The sequence below is a fragment of the Rhizobium phaseoli genome, assembly GCF_003985125.1.
Taxonomy (GTDB): Bacteria; Pseudomonadota; Alphaproteobacteria; order Rhizobiales; family Rhizobiaceae; genus Rhizobium; species Rhizobium phaseoli.
In genome coordinates this window covers 71,940-94,199 of the sequence record NZ_ML133583.1, presented here as the reverse complement: position 1 = coordinate 94,199, position 22,260 = coordinate 71,940, and the positions used below count along the sequence as shown (strand labels likewise).

At 62.3% G+C, this 22,260-nt stretch carries 23 protein-coding genes and 1 pseudogene; 15 read left to right on the top strand and 9 right to left on the bottom strand.

Going from position 1 to position 22,260, the window contains the following annotated elements:
• Positions 1-20 precede the first annotated feature (20 nt).
• Together hdaA and EFD56_RS24915 are read right to left on the bottom strand one after the other, a co-directional pair.
• On the bottom strand, positions 21-734 hold the full coding sequence (hdaA, locus tag EFD56_RS24920; RefSeq protein ID WP_126906570.1) for a DnaA regulatory inactivator HdaA: 714 nt from the start codon (positions 732-734) through the stop codon (positions 21-23).
• Positions 727-1,851: an AI-2E family transporter gene (locus EFD56_RS24915; RefSeq protein ID WP_029531539.1), complete on the bottom strand. Its 1,125-nt coding sequence runs from the start codon at positions 1,849-1,851 to the stop codon at positions 727-729. The genes hdaA and EFD56_RS24915 overlap by 8 nt, the downstream gene beginning before the upstream one ends.
• A 241-nt stretch (positions 1,852-2,092) precedes the next feature.
• Between EFD56_RS24915 and purM the strand changes: the two genes are divergently transcribed.
• Positions 2,093-3,166: a phosphoribosylformylglycinamidine cyclo-ligase gene (purM, locus tag EFD56_RS24910; protein WP_004673735.1), complete on the top strand. Its 1,074-nt coding sequence runs from the start codon at positions 2,093-2,095 to the stop codon at positions 3,164-3,166.
• On the top strand, positions 3,163-3,834 hold the full coding sequence (gene purN, locus EFD56_RS24905) for a phosphoribosylglycinamide formyltransferase (RefSeq protein ID WP_004673734.1): 672 nt from the start codon (positions 3,163-3,165) through the stop codon (positions 3,832-3,834). Before purM ends, purN begins: the two co-directional genes overlap by 4 nt.
• Here the strand turns inward: purN and EFD56_RS24900 are convergent.
• From EFD56_RS24900 to EFD56_RS24890, 3 genes are all read right to left on the bottom strand, one after another.
• Entirely contained in the window at positions 3,831-5,000 is a 1,170-nt protein-coding gene (locus tag EFD56_RS24900; RefSeq protein ID WP_126906569.1) for an alpha-D-ribose 1-methylphosphonate 5-triphosphate diphosphatase, read from the bottom strand. The two genes, purN and EFD56_RS24900, sit on opposite strands and share 4 nt — an antisense overlap.
• Before the next feature lie 147 nt (positions 5,001-5,147).
• Positions 5,148-5,738, bottom strand: a complete 591-nt coding sequence (locus tag EFD56_RS24895) for an NUDIX domain-containing protein (protein ID WP_037114141.1) — start codon at positions 5,736-5,738, stop codon at positions 5,148-5,150.
• Positions 5,735-7,939 (bottom strand): molybdopterin-containing oxidoreductase family protein, encoded by a 2,205-nt coding sequence (locus EFD56_RS24890; protein ID WP_126906568.1) that lies wholly within the window; start codon positions 7,937-7,939, stop codon positions 5,735-5,737. Before EFD56_RS24890 ends, EFD56_RS24895 begins: the two co-directional genes overlap by 4 nt.
• A gap of 16 nt (positions 7,940-7,955) precedes the next feature.
• Between EFD56_RS24890 and EFD56_RS24885 the strand changes: the two genes are divergently transcribed.
• Together EFD56_RS24885 and EFD56_RS24880 are read left to right on the top strand one after the other, a co-directional pair.
• Positions 7,956-8,825: a 23S rRNA (adenine(2030)-N(6))-methyltransferase RlmJ gene (locus EFD56_RS24885; protein WP_004671855.1), complete on the top strand. Its 870-nt coding sequence runs from the start codon at positions 7,956-7,958 to the stop codon at positions 8,823-8,825.
• Positions 8,826-8,878: 53 nt separating this feature from the next.
• Entirely contained in the window at positions 8,879-9,475 is a 597-nt protein-coding gene (locus EFD56_RS24880; RefSeq protein ID WP_126906567.1) for a glutathione S-transferase family protein, read from the top strand.
• 79 nt (positions 9,476-9,554) lie between these two features.
• On the opposite strand, the gene EFD56_RS24875 is transcribed toward EFD56_RS24880, so the two are convergent.
• Positions 9,555-10,190 (bottom strand): outer membrane protein, encoded by a 636-nt coding sequence (locus EFD56_RS24875; RefSeq protein WP_126906566.1) that lies wholly within the window; start codon positions 10,188-10,190, stop codon positions 9,555-9,557.
• Positions 10,191-10,555: 365 nt separating this feature from the next.
• On the opposite strand from EFD56_RS24875, the gene EFD56_RS24870 reads away from it, so the two are divergent.
• The 6 genes and pseudogenes from EFD56_RS24870 (at position 10,556) to EFD56_RS24850 (ending at position 15,018) form a co-directional block, all read left to right on the top strand.
• Positions 10,556-11,323 (top strand): SDR family oxidoreductase, encoded by a 768-nt coding sequence (locus tag EFD56_RS24870; protein WP_064830828.1) that lies wholly within the window; start codon positions 10,556-10,558, stop codon positions 11,321-11,323.
• Positions 11,320-13,359 (top strand): excinuclease ABC subunit UvrC, encoded by a 2,040-nt coding sequence (gene uvrC / locus EFD56_RS24865; RefSeq protein WP_126906565.1) that lies wholly within the window; start codon positions 11,320-11,322, stop codon positions 13,357-13,359. The genes EFD56_RS24870 and uvrC overlap by 4 nt, the downstream gene beginning before the upstream one ends.
• Before the next feature lie 164 nt (positions 13,360-13,523).
• Positions 13,524-14,114 carry a CDP-diacylglycerol--glycerol-3-phosphate 3-phosphatidyltransferase gene (pgsA, locus tag EFD56_RS24860; protein ID WP_004671846.1) on the top strand — a complete coding sequence of 197 codons (591 nt, stop codon included), beginning with the start codon at positions 13,524-13,526 and terminating at the stop codon, positions 14,112-14,114.
• On the top strand, positions 14,111-14,365 hold the full coding sequence (moaD, locus tag EFD56_RS24855) for a molybdopterin converting factor subunit 1 (RefSeq protein WP_004671843.1): 255 nt from the start codon (positions 14,111-14,113) through the stop codon (positions 14,363-14,365). Before pgsA ends, moaD begins: the two co-directional genes overlap by 4 nt.
• A gap of 21 nt (positions 14,366-14,386) precedes the next feature.
• Positions 14,387-14,479, top strand: a pseudogene (locus tag EFD56_RS33735) (endonuclease domain-containing protein); the annotation flags it as partial.
• 77 nt (positions 14,480-14,556) lie between these two features.
• Positions 14,557-15,018: a molybdenum cofactor biosynthesis protein MoaE gene (locus EFD56_RS24850; RefSeq protein ID WP_126906564.1), complete on the top strand. Its 462-nt coding sequence runs from the start codon at positions 14,557-14,559 to the stop codon at positions 15,016-15,018.
• A gap of 50 nt (positions 15,019-15,068) precedes the next feature.
• Here the strand turns inward: EFD56_RS24850 and EFD56_RS24845 are convergent, their stop codons facing one another.
• Positions 15,069-15,965, bottom strand: a complete 897-nt coding sequence (locus tag EFD56_RS24845) for a branched-chain amino acid ABC transporter permease (RefSeq protein WP_126906563.1) — start codon at positions 15,963-15,965, stop codon at positions 15,069-15,071.
• Positions 15,966-16,030: 65 nt separating this feature from the next.
• Between EFD56_RS24845 and EFD56_RS24840 the strand changes: the two genes are divergently transcribed.
• A complete protein-coding gene (locus EFD56_RS24840) occupies positions 16,031-16,576 on the top strand; it encodes a CGNR zinc finger domain-containing protein (protein WP_004680553.1) in 546 nt (181 codons plus the stop codon).
• Positions 16,573-17,076, top strand: coding sequence for a hypothetical protein (locus tag EFD56_RS24835; protein WP_126906562.1), 504 nt, complete (start codon positions 16,573-16,575; stop codon positions 17,074-17,076). The genes EFD56_RS24840 and EFD56_RS24835 overlap by 4 nt, the downstream gene beginning before the upstream one ends.
• 82 nt (positions 17,077-17,158) lie before the next feature.
• Here the strand turns inward: EFD56_RS24835 and ndk are convergent, their stop codons facing one another.
• Together ndk and EFD56_RS24825 are read right to left on the bottom strand one after the other, a co-directional pair.
• Positions 17,159-17,581, bottom strand: a complete 423-nt coding sequence (gene ndk / locus EFD56_RS24830) for a nucleoside-diphosphate kinase (RefSeq protein ID WP_004680549.1) — start codon at positions 17,579-17,581, stop codon at positions 17,159-17,161.
• An 81-nt stretch (positions 17,582-17,662) separates the two neighbouring features.
• Positions 17,663-18,352 (bottom strand): glutathione S-transferase family protein, encoded by a 690-nt coding sequence (locus EFD56_RS24825; RefSeq protein ID WP_041683590.1) that lies wholly within the window; start codon positions 18,350-18,352, stop codon positions 17,663-17,665.
• 137 nt (positions 18,353-18,489) lie between these two features.
• On the opposite strand from EFD56_RS24825, the gene EFD56_RS24820 reads away from it, so the two are divergent.
• The 3 genes from EFD56_RS24820 to EFD56_RS24810 all read left to right on the top strand — a co-directional run bounded on the left by EFD56_RS24820 (position 18,490) and on the right by EFD56_RS24810 (position 22,139).
• Entirely contained in the window at positions 18,490-18,999 is a 510-nt protein-coding gene (locus tag EFD56_RS24820; protein ID WP_126906561.1) for a DinB family protein, read from the top strand.
• Between the two features lie 141 nt (positions 19,000-19,140).
• Positions 19,141-20,190, top strand: coding sequence for a GGDEF domain-containing protein (locus EFD56_RS24815; protein WP_126906560.1), 1,050 nt, complete (start codon positions 19,141-19,143; stop codon positions 20,188-20,190).
• A 65-nt stretch (positions 20,191-20,255) separates the two neighbouring features.
• Positions 20,256-22,139 (top strand): ABC-F family ATP-binding cassette domain-containing protein, encoded by a 1,884-nt coding sequence (locus tag EFD56_RS24810; RefSeq protein WP_126906559.1) that lies wholly within the window; start codon positions 20,256-20,258, stop codon positions 22,137-22,139.
• Positions 22,140-22,260 lie beyond the last annotated feature (121 nt).

The window sequence follows — 22,260 nt, the reverse complement described above, 5'->3', positions numbered from 1 at the left end:
TCACGACGGAACTGTGACAGTCAATCGGCCGGCTCCGAATTTCCCAATTCATTCAATACCTCGGCGGCAAGGGACCGGGTGATCTTCGTGCCCCGCGACAGGGCCAGCCGGTCGAGCCGTTCGACGATTGTCTGGGCCGCGTTCAGCGACCGCTCCATCCTGTTGACGATATAGAGCACGAGTTTATCATCTATATAAAGCTGCCGATCGGCGAAGAGCTTGACGATCACCTGCGACAACAATGCCTCGTCGGGTTCGCCGATCTCGACGACCGTCGCAGCCTTCAATCGCGAGCGCAGATCGGGCAGCGAAACCGGCCAGGAGATCGGCCAGAGGCGGCTGGTCATCAACAGGCTGGTGCCATGTTCGCGAACGCTGTTGATGACGTGGAAAAGCGCGTTGTCATCGAAGCCGAGGCGGTCGGCATCCTCGAACAGCACCGGGCCGGCGGCGGCGGCGACGGCGGCATTCGAGCCAAGCTCGGGGTGAATGCTGACGGCGCCGCTCAATTCCCGCCAGATGCGGGCGAGATGCGATTTTCCCGAGCCGACCGGACCGGCAAGCACGACGACCGGCGACGGCCATGCCGGCCAGGCATCGACGATCGACACGGCGGCGGCCAGACGTTCCGAGATCAGGAGATCGTCGCGGCCGCTGGCGGCATCGTGCGAAAAGACCAGCGGCAGCTGCTCTCCGGCCTTGCGCTTCGGATCAGCGTTCTTCACGTCATTCATTGGGAACTGATTTCGTCTTCTGAGCGCGGCCACTCGGCGACCCGCCAAAATAAAGATCGCTCTGAAGGTAGCGCGAAAGCGCGAAGCGAACAAGGACGCCGACGGCGGCGGCAGCCGGCACCGCGACCAGAAGCCCGACAAAACCGAAGAGCGCGCCGAAGGCAAACAGCGCAAACATCAGCCACACCGGATGCAGGCCGACGCTGGAGCCGACGAGCTTCGGCTGCAAGATGTTGCCTTCCAGGAACTGGCCGCTGAAGAAGACAGCGAGCACCAGCCCGATCCAGGGATAATCCGGCCAGAACTGCACGATCGCCACGCCGACGGCGAGAATGAGGCCGACCAGCGAGCCGACATAGGGAATGAAACTGATCATGCCGGCGAAGAGGCCGATCAGCAGGCCGAAATTCAAGCCGACGAGCGAGAGGCCGGCGGCATAATAGATGCCGAGGATGAGGCAGAGTGAGCCCTGGCCGCGAATGAAGCCGGCGATCGCCTGATCGATCTCCTTGGCGATCTGGCGGACATCGCCGACATAATCGCGCGGAATCCACTGATCGACCTTGGAGACCATGCGGTCCCAATCGAGCAGGATATAGAAGGCGACGACGGGGGTGACGACGAGCAGCGAGATGACATCGACGATCGCCTTGCCGGAATTCCAGATCTGCGCGAAGAGCCCGGTCAGGAAGCCCATGCCTTCGGAGAGGATGCCGGAGAGATTGTCCTTGATCGTGCCGGCCTGGCTCTTGACCCAGTCCGGCAACAGCGAATTCTGCGTCTGGGTGATGAACTGCTGCAACTGGCTGATATAACCCGGCAGCCGCTCGGCGAAATCGTTGAACTGGCTGATCAATACGGGAATGAGGATCATCAGCGCCAGTGCGAAGACGATGACGAAGGCGATGAGGATGCCGACCGTCGCCATCATGCGGCTGAGCCCGAGGCGTTCCAGCCGGTCGGCGACCGGATCGAGGAAATAGGCGATCGCCATGCCGGCGATGAAGGGCAGCAGGATCGAGCTGAAGACATAGAGAAAGGCGATGAAGAAGACGAGCACCGCCAGCCAGAAGAAAATCTGGCGTTTCAGGCTGTTGCCGCTGACATGCTGTGGCATCGCTTCCCCGCTTCGCTCGCCGCCGAACGCCGCATGCGATCCGACGCGGCCATTCAGCACATAGGATGCAGGCGCAAAGATGGTCAACCCTGTCGCGACAAATCCCGGAAAGGCCGGTTGAAGACGCGGGAAATTGGGGGCTTTTGCCATGCAGCGCTTGCATAAAGGCCCCTGTCATGCAATTGCGACCGGCAGATGACGCGGCGCCTCCGCCGCCTGAAAACAGCCATCGGAGACCAGCATGAGCCAGTCTGGGAAAAACGGCCTGACCTACAGCGATGCGGGCGTCGACATCGATGCCGGCAACCTCCTCGTCGAGAAGATCAAGCCGGCGGTGCGCTCGACCCGCCGCCCCGGCGCCGACGGCGAGATCGGCGGCTTCGGCGGGCTCTTCGACCTCAAGGCCGCAGGCTTCACCGATCCGGTTCTGGTCGCCGCCAATGACGGCGTCGGCACCAAGCTGAAGATCGCCATCGACGCGGACTATCATGACACGGTCGGCATCGACCTCGTCGCCATGTGCGTCAACGATCTCGTCGTTCAGGGTGCCGAGCCGCTGTTCTTCCTCGATTATTTCGCCACCGGCAAGCTCGATCCCGACCAGGGTGCTGCGATCGTCGGCGGCATTGCCGCCGGCTGCCGGCAGGCCGGCTGCGCGCTGATCGGCGGCGAGACCGCCGAGATGCCCGGCATGTATTCCTCTGGCGACTATGATCTTGCCGGCTTTGCCGTCGGTGCCGCCGAGCGCGGCAAGCTGCTCCCCTCCGGCGACATTGCCGAAGGCGACTTCATTCTCGGTCTCGCCTCCTCCGGCGTCCACTCCAACGGTTTCTCGCTGGTCCGCAAGATCGTGGAACTGTCCGGCCTCGGCTGGGACGCGCCGGCGCCGTTCGCCGAAGGCAGGAAGCTTGGCGAAGCGCTGCTGGAGCCGACCCGCATCTATGTGAAGCCACTGTTGAAGGCGATCCGCGAAACCGGTGCGCTGAAGGCGCTCGCCCATATTACCGGGGGCGGCTTCCCGGAGAATATTCCGCGCGTCCTGCCGAAGCATTTGGCGGCCGAGATCGACCTTGCGGCCGTCAAGGTTCCGCCGGTCTTCTCGTGGCTCGCCCGGACGGGCGGCGTCGAAGCAAAGGAAATGCTGCGCACCTTCAACTGCGGCATCGGCATGATCGTCGTCGTTGCCGAAGAGAATGTCGCCGCGGTATCGCAGGCGCTTGAGGCTGAAGGCGAGAAGGTCGTCACGCTCGGCCGCATGATCGCCCGCGCCGAAGGCGCTGCCGGCACGGTCTACAAGGGTACGCTTGCCATATGAGCACGCCGCGCAAACGCGTCGTCGTCTTCATATCGGGTGGCGGCTCCAACATGATGGCGCTGGTCGCGGCGGCGAAGGCGGCCGATTATCCGGCCGAAATCGTCGGCGTGATCTCCGACAAGGCCGAGGCCGGCGGCCTGGCCAAGGCAGCGGCCGAGGGCATTGCCACCTTCGCCTTTCCCCGCAAGGATTATGCCAGCAAGGATGCGCATGAGGCGGCGATCTTTTCCGCACTCGACGAGCTTTCCCCCGATATCCTCTGCCTGGCCGGTTATATGCGGCTGCTGACACCGACCTTCATCCAGCGCTATGAAGGCCGGATGCTCAACATCCACCCTTCCCTGCTGCCGCTGTTTCCGGGCCTGCACACCCATCAGCGCGCCATCGACGCCGGCATGCGCATTGCCGGCTGCACCGTACATTTCGTCACCGAGGGCATGGACGAAGGCCCGGTGATCGGCCAGGCGGCCGTTCCGGTTCTTTCCGGCGACACAGCCGAAAGCCTTGCCGCGCGCGTGCTCACCGTCGAACACCAGATCTATCCACAGGCACTGCGGCTCTTCGCTGAAGGCCGCGTGACAATGCAAGGCGGCAAAGCCGTCGGAGTCGAGGCTTCGGGCACTGCACCCAAAGCCCATCTGATTTCGCTGATCGGCGATCGCGCTTAAGCCGCCAGCGCCCGCAGCGGATGCAGCGTGCCGTCGCTGTAGACGAAGCGGCCGGCGCGGAAGGTGGCGCGGATGCGGTGGATGTCGCCAGGCTCGACCGCCACCAGATCGGCGCGCTGGCCGATGGCGATTTCGCCGCGGTCCAGGAGGCCGGCGGAGCGGGCGGCGTTGCCGGTCGCCATGGCGACGGCGGCCGGCAGGCCGCCTTCCACCATGTCGGCAAGCTTGAAGATGCCGGGCACGAAGGCGGCCGGGTGATAATCGGCGGCGATGACGCTGAGCAGGCCGGCCCTGGCGGCATCGAGGGCGCTAAGATTGCCCGACATCGACTGGCCGCGCAGCGCATTCGGCGCGCCCATCAGCGTCCAGAGGCCGCGGCGGCGTGCCTCTTCTGCGGCGGGCGCGGTCACCGGGAACTCGCTGATGGTGACGCCGAGATCGTGCATTTCGGCGACCTTCTCGATGCTGTCGTCGTCATGCGAGGCAAGCGACAGCTTGTGCTTCAGCGACAGCGCGACGATCTCCTTCAGCTTGGCCTCGATGTCGGGATTGCTGCGCATGGCGATGCGCTTGGCGACGATCTCGGCGGCCATGTCCTCGGAGATGGCGCGGCGCTCGGAAATGCTGAGGATGTAGTTTTGCAGGTTGTTGTACTGGCCTTGCCCCGGCGTGTGGTCGGTGAGCGACACCATGTCGATCTGATCGGCATTCAGCAGGCGCTCGAGCGCGGCAGCGGCGCCGATATTGGTGATTTCATAGCGGGCGTGGACGCGGTGGTCGATCAGCAGATCGTCGCGCAGGCGGTTGATGCCCTCGATCACCGCCGACGTCGTCTCCAGCGAGCGGACGTGGCCATAGACGCTTTCGGTGGCGAAGGAGACGGCAGCAAAGGCGGTGGTGACACCGGCGGCGGCAAGTTTCTTGTCGAGCTCGTGGACGCCGAAATCGATCGGCATCGTCGCGTTCGGCCGCGGCGCGATCTCGCGCTCGATCATGTCGCCGTGCAGATCGACGAATCCCGGCATCAGCAGCCGCCCGCCGCCATCGATGGCTGCACCGGCAACCGGTTCCGGCCGGATCTCGGCGATGGCGCCATCCTCGATACGCACGGAACCTTCACCCACCACCTCGTTTGGCAGAACGATGGTGAAATTGCTGAGCCACATGGGCCTTCTCCTGACCGATCCGATGATTGATAAGCCGCAGCGGATAGAACCGCTCCATGACATTCGTATGAAATCGTAAGCGCTATTATCTCAATGCGGAAAGCTTTGTGGGCTCAACCGCCAAGCCGCCGGAAACCGCCTCATCCGCTATCGAATCTTGTGCCTGTTCAAAGCTGCCCATTGCAGCAGCACGATCGTCTTGGTGTCGAAGATCTCGCCGGTTTCGATCATCCGGGTCGCCTCGTCCAGCGGAATTTCGAGAACCTCGATATCCTCATGCTCCTCGGCCAGACCGCCTCCTTCGGCGACGCGGTCGGCGGTATCGATGAGGGAAACGAAGAAATGGACGACCTCGGCGATAGCGCCGGGCGAAGGATAGGACTTGAAAAGGAAGCGAGCCTCACGCAGGCGGTAGCCGGTTTCCTCAATCGCCTCACGGCGGATCGCCTGTTCGGGATGATCGTCGTCAAGAAGGCCGGCCGGCACCTCGATCATCCATGCGGGATCGCCGTTCAGGTGAACGGCGAGACGGAACTGGCGGACGAGAACGACGAGATCGCGTTTCGGATCATAGAGCAGGATGCAAGCGGCCGGCGTGCGGTGATAGACCTCCCGCTTCAGCCGCTGTGTCGCGCCCTTTCGGTCGATATAGTCAAGCAGATAGCTGCTCAGCCGCGTCCAGCCGTTCGACAGGATTTCCTCGCCGACGATCTTCACCCGCGATTTCGGCTGCATCATACCGTGTCCTTGCGAAGCCAGACCTTGTTGTCGTGTACGGCCGCTCCGCCATGGGGCGCGACGGGGTCGGCGCCGGTCAGAACGTTGATGCCCTCACCGTCGACATGCGCCTTGTTCGGCCAGAGGCCCTCGGCGATCAGTACGCCCGGTTTGACCTCGGTGGTAATGCGGGCGTGGATGCGCAGATCGCCGCGGCCGTTGCCGATGCGGACAAGATCGCCATGCGCAACGCCATTGGCCTCGGCATCAACAGGATTGATCATCACTTCGGGACGGCCTTCCTTCTGACGCGACGTCTTGGTTTCGGAGAAGCTCGAATTGAGGAAGTTGCGGGCGGGCGACGTGGCCAGACGGAAGGGATGCTCGGGGTCCGCGACCTCAATGACATCGACCTGATCGGGGAAGACAGGCAGCTCCCCATACGGCCCGAGCGCGCCGATCGCCGCCGGCGGCTTGTTCGGCGCCGGCTGGTTGATCCAGTCCGGCCGGAAATGGAACTTGCCGTCCGGATGGGCAAAACCGTTCAGGAAATGCGCCTCCTCGAAAGCCGGCTGGCGATCGAACCATTTGTGCTCGAGGAAATGGTCGTAACCCGGCAGGCCGCTCGATTCCAGCAAGCGATCGACCATTTCGCGGGCGGTGAAGCCGAAGCCGGGACGATCGGCGACGCCGAGGCGTTTTGCCAGTTCCTCGATGACGAAGAGATTGGTGCGCACGGTCGGCGGCGGCTCGACCAGCTTCGGCCCGAGCAGAATATGGTTCTGGCCGCCGGCCCGGTAGATATCGTCATGCTCGACGAACATCGTCGCGGGAATGACGATATCGGCGATCTCGGCCGTCTCGGTCATGAACTGTTCGTGCACGGCGACGAACAGGTCCTCGCGGGCAAAACCGCGTCTGACGAGGCGCTGCTCGGGCGCAATATTGGCCGGATTGGTGTTCTGGATCAGCATGGCCGTGACCGGGCCGCGGTGGCGCAGGGCCACCGGATCGCCGGTCAGCACGCGGCCGATCTGCGACTGATCGAGCATGCGGATATCGGCATCCTTCATCGAGCGGCCGGTCAGTTCCGCATTGTTCATGCGGAAGATATCGTTGTTGGAATGGAAGGCGCCGCCGCCCTCATATTGCCAGGAGCCGAGCACGGTGGCGACCGAGGCGGCGGCATGCATGGCGACCGCGCCATTGCGCTGGCGGGTGAAGCCGTAGCCCAGGCGGAAAAAGGTCTTCTTCGTCGTGCCGACGAGGCGGGCGAAGGCTTCGATCTCCTCGACCGAAAGGCCGGTGATCTCGGCCGCCCATTGCGGTGTCCTGGTTTTCAGATGCGCTTCGAGCCCGGCGGGATCATCGGCATAGCGCGCCATGTAGTCGCGGTCGGCATGGCCGTCGCGGAAGGCGATGTGCATGACGGCGCAGGCCAGTGCCGCATCGGTGCCGGGCCTGACGATCAAGGCCATGTCGGCCTGCTTCATCGTCGGATTTTCGTATATGTCGATGACGACGATCTTGGCGCCGCGCTCCTTGCGCGACTTGATTGCATGGGTCATCACGTTGACCTGGGTCGAGACCGCATTGGTGCCCCAGATGACGACGCAATCGGTGCGGCCCATTTCGCGCGGATCGGGGCCGCGCAGCGCGCCGGTCGCCATGGTGAAGCCGGTCCAGGCCGGATTGGTGCAGATCGACGAGAAGAAGCCCGAGTAGCGTTTGGCGTGGCGCAGACGATCGATCGAATCGCGCTGCACCCAGCCCATGGTGCCGGCGTAAAAATAAGGCCAGATCGCCTCGCTGCCATCTTTGGCCTCGGCCTTGACGAAGGCTTCGGCGATCTCATCCAGCGCATCGTCCCACGAAATCTGCTGCCACTGCCCTGCCCCCTTGGCGCCGCTGCGGCGCAAGGGATGCATCAGCCGGTCGGGATGATAGAGCCGCTCGGCATAACGAGCGACCTTGGCGCAGATGACGCCCGAGGTGTAGGAATGATCATTGGCGCCACGCACGCGGCCGATGCGGCCGTCCTCAGATAGTTCGACCTCCAGCGCGCAGGTGGAGGGACAGTCGTGCGGACAGGCCGTGTGGCCCAGCCTGGTATCCGGCTTCGGGGATTTGGCGTCGATGGGGGTCGCAATGTTCATGGCATTTGTATATTCCAAGCCTTGAATGGCCAAAAGCCAGAAAAACTCCCCATGACGCGAATTCATACGGACATCAGCGAAAATGAACTACCGCCATATCTACCACGCGGGCAATTTTGCCGATGTGCTGAAACATGCCGTGCTGGCGCGGCTGATCCGCTACATGCAGAAGAAGGATGGCGGCTTTCGCGTGCTCGACACGCATGCCGGCATCGGGCTCTACGATCTTTCCTCCGAGGAGGCGCAGAAAACCGGCGAATGGCTCGAGGGCATCGGCAAGCTGATGGAGGCCGAGCTCGGAGCGCAGGTTGCCGAGTTGCTGGAGCCCTACCTCTCGGCGATCCGCGAACTCAATCCTGAGGGTGGCCTCCGCTTCTATCCCGGATCGCCGAAACTGGCGCGCATGCTGTTCCGGCCCCAGGACCGACTATCGGCGATGGAACTGCATCCCGAGGACTTTGCCCGTTTGCACCGGCTGTTCGAGGGCGATCATCATGCCCGCATCACCGAACTCGACGGCTGGCTGGCGCTCGGTGCGCATCTGCCGCCGAAAGAAAAACGCGGCATCGTGCTCGTCGATCCGCCCTTCGAGGAAGAGGACGAATATCAGCGCCTGGCCAAGGGGCTGGATCGGGCCTATCGGCGCTTTCCCGGCGGCACCTACTGCCTTTGGTATCCGCTGAAGAAGGGCGCGCCGATCAAGGAATTCCACGAGACGCTGCAGGCGCTCGACATTCCGAAAATGCTCTGCGCCGAGCTGACCGTGCGCAGCGATCGCGGCATGACAGGACTGACGGGCTCGGGCCTTGTCATCGTCAACCCGCCCTTCACGCTCAAGGACGAATTGCATCAGCTGCTGCCGGCGCTGAAAGACCATCTGGCGCAGGACCGTTTCGCCTCGCACCGCGCCTTCTGGCTGCGCGGCGAGAACAAGACGGTGAAGGACGATTGACCGGACAATCCGCTTCGGAAATAGTCCGAGCAGTTCCACAAATCAGGTGTCGCATGAAGCTTCTTTGGTCGCCCCCCTCACCCTATTCCAGCAAGGTGCGAATGGCCGCGCATTTCCTGGGCCTGGAGATGAACGATATCCGGGTCGACACCAATACCGGGCCGGCAATCCTGGTGGACAACAATCCGCTCGGCAAGATCCCGACGCTTCTGACCGATGATGGCGCCTCGGTCTTCGACAGCGTGGCGATCATGCACTATTTCGACCGGCTGGCGAAGGGCCGGCTCTATCCTGCCAAGAAGGGCAAACGCACCGATGCGGAAGTCCTGGAGGCGCTTTCCGACGGCATCTGCGACTGCCTCCTGACGATCATGTACGAGCGGCGCTTCCGCGAGGAGGAAAAGGTTCACCAGCCCTGGATCGACCGGCAATGGAAGAAGGTGACGAGCGGGCTTGCGCATCTAAGTGCCAATCTGCCGAAGACAGGCAAGAAACTCCATGGCGGAGATTTCGCCTTGGCCGCCACGCTCGGCTATCTCGACCTGCGCTTCAAGGGCCAGTGGGAAGCCGATCACGCGCCGCTAATCGACTGGTTGCGGCAGTTCGAAAAGAAATTCCCCGCCTATCAGGAACTCAAGACCCAGGCCTGAGCGCCTGGCAACAACAGGCGAGCAGCAAAAAGCCGGGCGACGTGCCCGGCTTTTCCATGTTTGAATAATTCCGTTCGGCTTAGAACTTGACGCCGATACCGAGCTTGACACTGTTCTCGTCGTAACCGCGCGAGAAGCTGCCGGAGTCGAGGTCATAATCCTTGCTCTGGTAGTCGGTGTAGCGATATTCGAGGCGCGTCGTGATGTTGTTGGTCACGAAGGCTTCGACGCCGGCGCCGACCGTATAGCCGTAGGCCGTCTTGCTTTCGTCCGAGGTGCCGTCGGAGACCTTGATGTTGCCGAGGGCAAGACCGGCCGTGCCGTAGAGCAGGAAGGGGTTCATGTCGTAGCCGACGCGGCCACGGACGGAGCCGTTCCAGCCATACTTGTTCTTGACGCCGCCCGAGGAAACGTCGTCGCCGCTGTAGCCGAGATCGGATTCAACGCCGTAAACGATCTGGCCCTGCTGCCAGTTGTAACCAGTGAAGACCTGGCCGCCGAAACCGTAGGTGTGGCGGTCGGAACCGAAGTCACCCATGTTGTAGGTGCCGGCGCCGCCGAGGTAAAAGCCTTCCCAGTTGCCGGCCGGCTTGACCGGGGCTTCCTGGGCGACCGGTGCTTCCGGAACCTGATCGACTGCGTCGGCCGCCTGAGCTACCGAGACGCCCGCGATTGCAAAAGCAGAGGCCATGAGGCCAGCAATGAGTACACGCATACTTTTCTCCTTTCAGTCCCGCGCCGCTTTTCATCTGTCTATCAGCGAAGCATTGGCGGGGAAATTGCCAGATGTCCCTTCCGGATCGAGACTGAAATTGAAACTGAAATGCGGATTTGAAAGAGCCAAATTGTGATATCATTGTGGCTGCCGCATGGCCGAAATTCGATGTTGCTTAAGCGCAACATACATTTCATTAACCATACCGAAGGGTTAAACTTAAAATACTTATTTTATGAAATCGTATTCTTAACTAATACATAGAATATCAGGGCAATGAAGGCAACCGCGGCGGCCTATTTATATAATCTCGCCGGCCTCCTATATAGTCTGCCAACAGACTCGCGGGATCAGAAAGCAAGATTTTGAACCACAAAAGACTTCGCGCGGCCCTTATAACGGGGGCTGCCAAGAGAATAGGCCGGGCAATCGCCGAAGACCTTGCTGCACATGGCTTTTCCGTCGCCATCCATGCGAACGGCTCCCTCGGCGAAGCCGAAGAGCTGGCGGCGGAATTGCGGCGGAAGGCATATCGGGCGGTCGCGCTCAAGGCCGACCTTACCGATATCGGTGAAACGAGCGAACTGATAAAAAGAGCGTCGGAAGAACTCGGTCCGATCGACCTGCTGGTCAACAATGCCTCTATCTTCCGCCAGGATTCGGCTCGCAGTTTCGACGCGGAAGCATGGGCGCAGCATTTCGACATCCATGTGCGGGCGCCGTCGATTCTTGCCGCAGCCTTTGCCGAACAGCTGCCTGATGACACGACCGGACTGATCGTCAACATCATCGACCAGCGCGTCTGGGCGCTCAATCCGGGCTTCTATTCCTATACGCTCTCCAAGGCGGCGCTGTGGACGGCGACGCAGACGATGGCGCAGACCTTTGCGCCGAAGCTGCGCGTCAACGCCATCGGCCCCGGCCCGACGGTGCGCAGCACGCGGCAATCGGAAGAGGACTTCCAGGCTCAGATCGACGGGCTTATCATGAAGGCGGGGCCGGGATTCGGCGAGTTCGGACGAACGATTCGCTTCCTCTTCGACACGCCCTCGATCACCGGCCAGATGATTGCCCTCGACGGCGGCCAGCACCTCGCCTGGCAGACGCCCGACGTGGCGGAGATTACGGAATGAACGGACGAAAGCTGCCGGATGGCGGCGTTCTCTACGACGACACGGATGAGAACGAAGACGATATTGAGGTGGAAGGCGAGGTTGCCGCCGCCCCCCTCGCGGCAGCAGTCGACTGGAATGCCGGCAGCCTCAACGAGACCGGGCTCATCGGCGCGGACCTGATCGGCGAATTCGTCAAGCGGCTGCCGAACAGCCCCGGCGTCTACCGCATGTTCAATGCCGAAGGCGACGTGCTTTATGTCGGCAAGGCACGCAGCCTTAAGAAGCGCGTCGGCAATTACGCGGTCGGCCGCGTGCATTCCAACCGCATCGCCCAGATGGTGCGGCAGACGGCGAACATGGAATTCGTGACGACGCGCACGGAAACCGAAGCGCTGCTCTTGGAAGCGAATCTGATCAAGCGCTTGCGGCCGCGCTTTAACGTTCTGCTGCGTGACGACAAGTCGTTTCCCTATATTCTCATCACGGGAGATCACCGGGCGCCGGCGATCTTCAAACATCGCGGTGCGAGGGCCAGAAAGGGCGATTACTTCGGACCTTTCGCGTCGGCCGGCGCCGTCGGGCGAACGATCAATTCGCTGCAGCGCGCCTTCCTGATCCGCACCTGCACCGACAGTGTCTTCGAAACGCGCACGCGACCCTGCCTGCTCTACCAGATCAAGCGCTGCTCCGGGCCCTGCACGCACGAGGTCAGCGACGAGGGGTACGCCGAACTGGTGCAGGAAGCCAAGGACTTCCTTTCGGGCAAAAGCCAGAAGGTGAAATCGCATATGGCCGAAGCCATGAACCAGGCGGCCGAGGATCTCGACTTCGAGCGGGCGGCGATCTATCGCGATCGCCTGGCGGCACTGTCGCATGTGCAGAGCCACCAGGGCATCAATCCTGCCGGCGTCGAGGAGGCTGACGTTTTCGCCATCCATCACGAAGGCGGCGTCTCCTGCATCCAGGTGTTCTTCTTCCGCACCGGCCAGAACTGGGGCAACCGCGCCTATTTCCCGAAAGCCGACCCGCAGCTTTCCGGCGCCGAAGTACTCAATGCCTTTCTGGCGCAGTTCTATGACGACAAGCCGGTGCCGAAGCAGATCATGCTGTCGGAAACCGTCGAGGAACTGGAGCTGCTCGCCGCGGCACTCAGCGAAAAGGCCGGCCACAAGGTTTCGATCCTGGTGCCGCAGCGCGGCGAAAAGCGCGATCTCGTCGATCATGTCGTCGGCAACGCGCGCGAGGCGCATGGGCGAAAGCTCGCCGAGACGGCGTCGCAGTCACGGCTGCTCGAAGGCTTCAAGGAAACCTTCGGGCTCGCCCATGCGCCGCAGCGCATCGAGATCTACGACAATTCGCATATCATGGGCACCAATGCCGTCGGCGGCATGGTGGTGGCGGGGCCGGAAGGCTTCGTGAAGAACCAGTACCGCAAGTTCAACATCAAATCGACCGACATCACTCCCGGCGACGACTTCGGCATGATGAAGGAGGTGATGACGCGACGGTTCTCGCGGCTGATCAAAGAGGAAGGCATTCCCGACCGGATGGCGCAGGCAACCGCCACCGACGCCGCCGACCTGCCCTTCCCGGCCTGGCCCGATGTGATCCTGATCGACGGCGGCCAGGGGCAGATGACGGCCGTGCGCGCCATCCTCGCCGAACTCGGCATCACCGACAGCGTGACGGCGATCGGCATCGCCAAGGGTGTCGACCGCGATGCCGGGCGCGAGCGCTTCTTTCCGCCGGGACGCGAAAGCTTCACGCTGCCGCCGCGCGATCCGGTGCTCTACTTCATCCAGCGCATGCGCGACGAGGCGCACCGCTTCGCGATCGGCTCGCACCGGGCGCGGCGCAAGAAAGAAATGGTCAAGAACCCGCTCGACGAGATCGGCGGCATCGGCCCGTCGCGCAAGCGGGCGCTGCTGCAGCATTTCGGCACGGCGAAAGCGGTTTCGCGCGCCGCTCTTTCCGACCTGATGGCCGTAGAGGGCATCTCGGAAGCCGTCGCCAGGCAAGTTTACAACCATTTCCACGACGACGCCGCGAAATAGCCGGCGGCCGTCGCAAATTCCACGCAAAGGCAGTGAAAAGACAGAAACAATGTTGACGGTCTGCGGTCAAAGCCGTCATCTACGGCATCGGCCCCGAAAATCGGAATCGATTTTCGCAAAGACGCGCGGCGCTATCGCAGCGCATTAGTTCAGAGAAACGATCCATGGCATCGCGTGCGTACAGCATCCCCAACCTTCTGACCTACGGCCGCATCCTCGCCGTGCCGGTGATTGTTCTCTGCTTCTTTATCGAAGGCAGATTGTCGATCAGCAATACGGCGCGCTGGGTGGCGCTGTGGATCTTCATCATCGCCTCGATCACCGATTTTCTCGACGGCTATCTCGCCCGCATCTGGAACCAGACGTCGAACATCGGCCGCATGCTCGATCCGATCGCCGACAAGCTGCTCGTCGCCTCGATCCTTCTCTTGGTCGCGGCTGACCAGACCATCGCCGGCTGGTCGATCTGGGCGGCGATCACCATTCTCTGCCGCGAAATCCTGGTGTCCGGCCTGCGCGAATATCTGGCGGCGCTGAAGGTCAGCGTGCCGGTGACGCGCATCGCCAAATGGAAGACGACGCTGCAGCTCGTCGCCATCGCCTTTCTGCTCGCCGGCCCGGCCGGCGATGAGATTTTCCCTTATACGACACAGACCGGCATCGCGCTGCTGTGGATCGCCGCGCTGCTGACCATCTATACCGGCTACGACTATTTCCGCGCCGGGCTGAAACATATCGTGGATGACGAGGAATGACGCGACTTGTCTATTTCGCCTGGGTGCGCGAGCGCATCGGCAAGGGTGAGGAGGAAATCGACCTCCCCTCCTCCGTCGTCACCGTCGCCGATCTTCTGAATCATTTGAAGACGCTGGGCGAAGAATATGAGGCCGCACTTCAATATCCAGACGTGATCCGCGTGGCGCTCGATATGGAGCATGTCGAGCATGACGAGCCGATCGCGGGGGCGCGAGAAATTGGAATATTTCCGCCGATGACGGGGGGGTGATGCGGGATGAAGTCGCGTGAGGCGTGTTCCCCCTTCTCCCCTCGGGGAGAAGGTGCCCGAAGGGCGGATGAGGGGGCCGCGTGGCAGACTGCCCTTCGCTTGCGCTCAGTGCGTTCGCGGCTTTTGCCGCTCACCCCCCTCATCTGTCCTTCGGACATCTTCTCCCCGCCGGGGAGAAGGGGGAGGTTGCATTGACCGTCGCACCCACCATCCGCGTCCAACACGAAGATTTCGATCTGCAGGCCGAGGTCGACCTGCTCTCCAAAGGTAAACCCGGCGTCGGCGCCATCGTCACCTTCTCCGGCCTCTGCCGCGATGACGGCGGCACGCTTGCGGCGCTCGAACTCGAACATTACCCCGGCATGGCCGAAGCGGAGATGACCCGCATCGGCGAACTCGCCATCGCCCGTTTCGGGCTGCTCGGGCTGACCACTATCCATCGTTATGGCAAGATCGCCGTGGGTGAGAATATCGTGCTCGTCGTCGCGGCCGCGCCGCACCGGCAGGCAGCGTTCGACGGCGCCAACTTCGTCATGGATTTCCTAAAGACCGCAGCGCCCTTCTGGAAGAAGGAGCACGGCAAGGACGGCGCCTCCGGCGACTGGGTCGCGGCGAAAGACGCCGACGATGCGGCGCGCGACAAGTGGAAATAAATCAGCGCAAGTCCAGATGCAAAACCGCTGCAGACTTTTGCTGGAATTGCTCAGAGCACCACGCGCTCCCTGCGGCTCATGACCAGCAATAGGACGAGCAGCGAGAAGATAACGAGATCGCGCCAGACGAAGGGGCCATAGGCGCTCCAGAGGGTTTCGACGACGGCGAGCCCGGCAGCGCCGCCGGCCGAGCGCAGCGGATCGGAATAGCCGCCGACAGCGGCGATCAGCAGCACTTTCAGCCCGAACATCAGGCCGGCGCCGAAATCCATCGAGCCGTAGTAGAAGGTGGCGAGGATGCCGCAGATCGTGGCGACGAGGGCGGCCGCCGCATAGGCGACGAGGTAGACGCGGCTGGCGCTGGTGCCGCAAAGCTCGGCGGCCAGCGGATCGTCGGTGACGGCGCGCCAGATGCGGCCCCAGGCCGTGCGCCTGAGGATCAGCGTCCCGATCACGACGATGGCCGACATCAGCGCCGTGTCGATCAGCTGGATATAAGTGAGGGTCACCTTGAACGGGCCGTCGCTCCAGAAGACGACCGTGTCGTTGAGAAACGGCGGCAGCCAGATCGCCCTGGTATCGGCGGCAAGCCGGGCGGTCTCCATCAGCACGATCATGATGCCGAGAGCGGCGACGATCACCGTATTCGGCGATTTGCTGACCAGCGGCAGCATGATCGAGCGGCCGATCCAGATGCCCGCCGCCAGCGAATAGACGATCGCGGCGCCAGCGCCGACGGCAAGTGCCGCCGGCAACACCAGCCAGAAGCGGTTGAAGGCGAGCTCGGTGAAAAGCAGAAGGATCTGGCCGGAGAAGGCGAAGATCGCCCCATAAGTGATATCGGCCCGTTTGGTGACGCCGAAGGCGATGGCATAACCGAAGGCGAGCGCGGCATAGAGGGCGGCAAGCGGAACCGCATTCGCCAGCTGCTGCAGAAGGTAGGCCATTCCAGATCCTCCGGATCCCATAAAATATAACTGGCAAAAAGCATTTAGCCAGTTATATTTTCCTCATGAGCTTTTCTTGGACCCCTCACCGCTTTGCCGGCGGCGCGCTGGCGCTCGATGTCGCCAACAGCGTCGTTTTGCGCCATGACGCCGCGCGGCGGATTGACCGCTTTGCGGCCGGTGACCAGATGCGGAGCTTTCCACGAGCCGCCGCCGAATTCTGCGCCGAACGCGCCCTGTTCGGCGACATCGCGCCGGTGCCAGCGGAAAACACGGCTGATTTCATCGCGCTGCGGGAAGCGATCGACCGGTATTTCCGCAAGCGTATACTCGATGGCGGTGACAACAGGTTGCTCGCCGGGCTGCTGGATGCGCTGGCGACAGTTCTGCACGAAGCAAACCCTGCAAGCCTGGCAACGGCGACCGCCCATTCGGTGCTGCGGCTGATCGCCATGCCCGATCCGGAACGCATGAAGATCTGCGGCAATTGCGGCTGGCTGTTCATCGACCGCAGCAAGAACAGGAGCCGGGCCTGGTGCGACATGGCGGTCTGCGGCAACCGCGCCAAGGCGAACCGGCATTATCGCCGCAAGAAGGAGGAAATCCCATGAGGAAACATCTGATCGTCACGGCGGCGGCAATCGGCCTCCTGCTGTCAGCCTGCCAGCGCCAGGCCGAAAATCTGGTCGAAGTGACCGGCCACCTCTTCGTCTTCAACTATCGGGTGGCGAGCGCCACCTATCTGCTGACGCTGAAGAAGACCGGCCCCATTCCCGACGGTTCCGTCATCATCGCCGAATTCGAAAATCCTCAAGGCGGCGCGCCGCTGGTGCTGAACCAGAAAATCTACCCGATCGACGACAAGATCGCACTGCAGAGCCAAAACCTGCACTGCGTGCGCAAGGACCGTCCCTATTCCGTCAGCATCCGGCTGGTCGACAAGGACGGCAAGGTGCTGCAGGAATTGAAGACGCAGTTCCGCTCCGACCTCGATCAGACCGTGCTGCCGAGCAAGCCGCTCGTCGTTGGTGCGCTTTATGACAAGAACCCGGAGGCCTTCAAGCCGGACGGCAGCGTCGATTTCTCGAATACCGACAAATGCCCGGGATAGAACCAGAATAGAAAAGCCGGAGCGAGGCCCCGGCTTTCGAGAGTCAATTCAAGGCATTGCGAGCAAATGCCGAAGCGTGGCCTCAGCCGACGATTTCGGTATCGGAGAACCAGTACTTGATTTCCTGAGCAGCCGTTTCCGGAGCATCCGAGCCGTGAACGGAGTTTTCGCCGATCGAGAGCGCATGAACCTTGCGGATCGTGCCTTCGTCAGCGTTTGCCGGGTTGGTCGCGCCCATGATTTCGCGGTTCTTGAGGATGGCGCCTTCGCCTTCCAGAACCTGAACGACGGTCGGGCCGGAGGTCATGCCTTCGACGAGTTCGCCGAAGAAGGGACGATCCTTGTGAACGGCGTAGAAGCCTTCGGCTTCGCGGCGGCTCATCCAGACGCGCTTGGAAGCGACGACGCGCAGGCCGGCATCTTCGAGCATCTTGGTGATGGCGCCCGTCAGATTGCGCTTGGTTGCATCCGGCTTGATCATCGAGAAGGTGCGTTCAATCGCCATAGTCAAATCCTCTGTTTTCTCGGGAAAAGTGGGCGGTCTTTACCCGCCCCAACGCGCGAAAACAAGAGGTCGGCGGCAATTTCACGCCGCTGTCACAGTCCGGCCGCGGCTTTCATGGAGATCGAGGCAGCGTTCGAACCAGGCCAGGACGGGATCGTCGGCGGCGAGCATGCTGAAGCCGGTGCAGACACGCAGCCATTGCAGCGCGCCGAAGACGATGTAGTCGGCAAAAAGCGGCGTCTGCCCGCCTATGAAGGGCTGGAACTTCAGCATATGCCGGATCGGCTCCAGCTTGGCGCCGAAAGCAGCCTTCTCCGCTTCGCAGTCGGCGGCAATGACCTCGAACGATTTGCCGAGACGGGCCTCGCGGCTTTCACGGAAATAGGCCTTGTCTCCTTCGTCGAGGATCGCATGGATGTCGAGAAGAGCGATGCGGGTGATCGCCGGATGGATGATCATCTGCGAATAGCCTTCCACCAGGCGCGACAACGCCTTGCCGCCCTCGCCGCCAAACAGCGACGGCCGCTCGGGATAGGCTTCTTCGAGATAGAGGGCGATGGCGAAACTGTCGGGGATCAGTCGGCCGTTGTCGTCGAGAACGGGCAGAGTCGGAGAGACACCGCCGCCGATTTCGCGGATGCGGGCGTAGGTCGTCGGAATCTCTTCGAAATCGAGTCCCTTATGCGCCAGCGCCATTACCGCCTTCCAGCAATGAGGCGAAAAGAAGCGCCGCTCATCGGCGCCGCACAGGGAATAGAGGGCTCTGGTCATGACAGTCCTTTCGAGATCGCAACTCCCTGCATTCGACGACATAAACCGCCTGCGATCAAATCAGGAAATTTCATGGCGTCATCACTGCGATTTCTGCGGAAGCAAGCTAGATTACCTTCTCAAGACAGGAGGAGCGCATGCTCAGGCAATACAGGATGTTTGCCGCCTACAATCGCTGGGCCAATGCCCAGGTCTATGCGGCAGCGGCTGCGCTCAGCGACGCGGAATTCCGCAGCGACCGCGGCGCCTTCTTCGGCTCGCTACACCGCACGCTCAATCATCTGATGGTCGCCGACCGAATATGGATGAAGCGCTTCACCGGCATCGGCGAAGCGCCGACGACCCTCGATGCCGTGCTCTTCGAGGAATTCGATGCGCTTGCCGCTGCGCGCAGGACTGAGGACGAACGCATCATTGCCTGGACGGGCACGCTTGATGAGGCGACTCTTGCGGGCAACTTCACCTATATGCCGGTGACGCAGCAGATCGCGATGACCCAGCCGCTGTGGACAGCACTTTCGCACCTCTTCAACCACCAGACCCACCATCGCGGCCAGTGCCACATGACGCTGACGGCGCTCGGTAAGCCGAGCCTCGGCCTCGACCTCATCTATTTCCTGCGCAGCGAGGGTCGCGCGTGGATGTGAGCGTCTTCGCATCAACAGGGCATTAACCGCCTTTACCGGTTGCGCCTGGAATCCAGCGCTTCCCACCCTGAGATTCAGCCTCTTTTAAAAGCTTGCGGGCATAGCGGAATGAAGGGAAAAGGCCGGCCGCGAGGGATCATCATGCAGAATGCAAGCGCAAACGCACTGGTGCCACGCGAGGCGGTTCGTGCTGGGCCCATCGCGGACATCCAGAAGATCGCCCAGCACATGGCACGTCTCAATGTCGCCGGGCTGCCGCGCAATTACGAGCTCTTCCATGAGGCGATCGTCGGTCTCAACGGCGGCCTCGCACAGGATATCGCTGCGCTCGGGCCTCAGCCGCAACAGGCGATGCTTGACGAACTCGGGCTGAAATACCACCTCGTCGGCCATTGCGGGCTGGCGGGCGAGACGTCGCGGAACGAGGCGAGCCGGTTGCTGCGCGAGGTGGCGGAGAAGCTTGCCGAAGGGCTGCGGCATCGGGACGCCTTCGCGCGCGCCTGCGACACGATCCTGAAATCCGTTTCCAGTCATGAAGACCAGAGCCTTGCCGCCTTCATCGGCGAGCTCGACTACCTCTCGGCCTCGCTGACGAGCGTGCTGTCGGCGGAGACGGAAATCGGCGCGAGGCTGGCGGATGACATCAAGAGGCTGGAAACGCTCGAGCGCGGCATTTCGGCGATGCAGTTGGCCGCCGTCGCCGACAGGATCACCGGACTTCCCAATCGCATCGCGCTCAACCGCGTGATGGCTGACCTCTATGAGCGCGAAGAGGGGGCCGCCGGCAGCGCGCTGTTCATGGTCGATGTCGACAATTTCACCGATCTCAATGAGAGATATGGCACGCCGGCAGGCAACAAGCTCTTGAAGAAGCTCGCCGGCCTCTTCCAAAAATCGATCAAGAAGAACGACTTCGTCGCCCGCACCGAGGCGGACGAATTCGCCTTGCTGTTTTCCAATGTCGGCATGCAGGATGCGATGGCGATTGCCGAGCGCCTGCGCGCCTCCGTCGAAGACAATCTGGTCTTCGCGACCTCAGACAAGGGCGATAGCGGCAGGCTGACCATCTCGGTCGGCGTGGCGCTCAGCGCCGACGCCTCAACACCGGGACAGCTGCAGGCCAATGCCCGCGTTGCCCTTCTCGCCGCGCAATCGAACCCGCGCCAGCCGGTGCAGGCCTTCGGCCGCTGAGGGCGGCGTGCGGACAAGTGGTCTTGCTCTTGCCTTGGCGGGCGCTTTCGGCCAAAACGCCGGCCATGATCACGCTCACCGAAATTTCCGCCCGCATCGCCGGGCGCCTGCTTCTTGACAATGCCAGCCTGTCGCTGCCTTCGGGCACCAAGGCGGGCCTCGTCGGGCGCAACGGCGCCGGCAAGTCCACGCTGTTTCGCGTCATTACCGGCGATCTCGGCTCGGAGAGCGGATCGGTGTCGATCCCGAAGGCGGCGCGTATCGGCCAGGTGGCCCAGGAGGCGCCGGGAACCGAGCAGCCGCTGATCGAGATCGTGCTTGCCGCCGACAAGGAGCGCGCCGCCCTGCTTGCCGAAGCGGAAACGGCAAGCGATCCGCACCGCATCGCCGAAATCCAGATGCGCCTCGTCGATATCGATGCGCATTCGGCCGAAGCGCGCGCGGCGAGCATTCTCGCCGGCCTCGGCTTCGACAGGGAAGCGCAAGCCCGGCCCGCCTCCTCCTTCTCCGGCGGCTGGCGCATGCGCGTTGCCCTTGCCGCCGTGCTGTTTGCCGAGCCGGACCTGCTTCTGCTCGACGAGCCGACCAACTATCTCGACCTCGAAGGCACGATGTGGCTGGAGGATTATATCCGCCGCTATCCCCATACGGTCATCATTATCAGCCACGACCGCGATCTCCTGAACAACGCGGTCAATTCCATCGTCCATCTCGACCAGAAGAAGCTCACCTTCTACCGCGGCAATTACGACCAGTTCGAGCGGCAGAAGGCGGAAGCCGACGAACTGCAGACGAAGGCCAAGGCGAAGAACGAGGCGGCGCGCAAACATCTGCAGAGCTTCATCGACCGCTTCAAGGCCAAAGCCTCCAAGGCCCGTCAGGCGCAATCACGCGTCAAGGCGCTCGAGCGCATGGGAACGGTCGCGGCCGTGATCGAAGACCATGTGCAGCCGATCACCTTTCCCGAGCCGGAAAAGCAGCCGGCCTCGCCGATCGTCGCGGTCCAGGGCGGCGCCGTCGGCTACCAGCCCGGCAAGCCGATCCTGAAGAACCTCAATCTGCGCATCGATAATGACGATCGCATCGCCCTTCTCGGTTCGAACGGCAACGGCAAATCGACCTTCGCGAAATTCATCTCCGGCAGGCTTGCCCCGGAGAGCGGCGAAGTGAAGCTTGCGCCTTCCCTGAAGATCGGCTTTTTCGCGCAGCACCAGCTCGACGACCTCATCCCCGAGCAGTCGGCGGTGGAGCATGTGCGGCGGCTGATGCCTGGCGACCCGGAGGCCAAAGTGCGTGCCCGCGTCGCCCAGATGGGACTGGCGACCGAGAAGATGGCGACCGCCGCCAAGGATCTTTCCGGCGGTGAAAAAGCTCGCCTGCTGATGGGGCTTGCCGCCTTCCATGCGCCGAACCTGCTCATCCTCGACGAGCCGACCAACCATCTCGACATCGACAGCCGCCGCGCGCTGATCGAGGCGCTGAACGACTACCAAGGCGCCGTCATCCTGATCTCGCACGACCGTCACCTCATCGAGGCCACCGTCGACCGGCTCTGGCTGGTCAACGGCGGCACGGTCACCGCCTTCGAAGGCGACATGGACGAATATCGCGACCTGATCGTCGCTTCCGGCAAGAAAAAAGAAGAAAAGCCGCAGCCGGCCGACGATGCGACCTCCAAGGCTGATCAGCGCAAGCTCAATGCGGAAAAGCGCGCCTCGCTGACGCCGCTGAAGAAAAAGATCAACGAAATCGAATCCTTGACGGCGAAGCTGGAGAAACAGATTCAGGCGCTTGATGCGGAACTTGCAGATCCTGCTCTCTACGAGAAGACGCCTGCCAAAGCCGCCGAAAAGGCAAAGCAGCGCGGTGAAGCCGCGGCAAAACTCGCAGCCGCCGAGGAAGACTGGCTGATGCTGTCGTCACAATATGAAGAAGCGATGGCAGGATAGCCACAGTGGCTCGGGAAACCGCGGCAACCTGCCGCGTTTAGGCACAATTCCGGCCGCTCTCAACCGATCGTTAACCATAATTCGAAAGGTTGTCTCAACATTCGTTACTGATTTGTTGAGC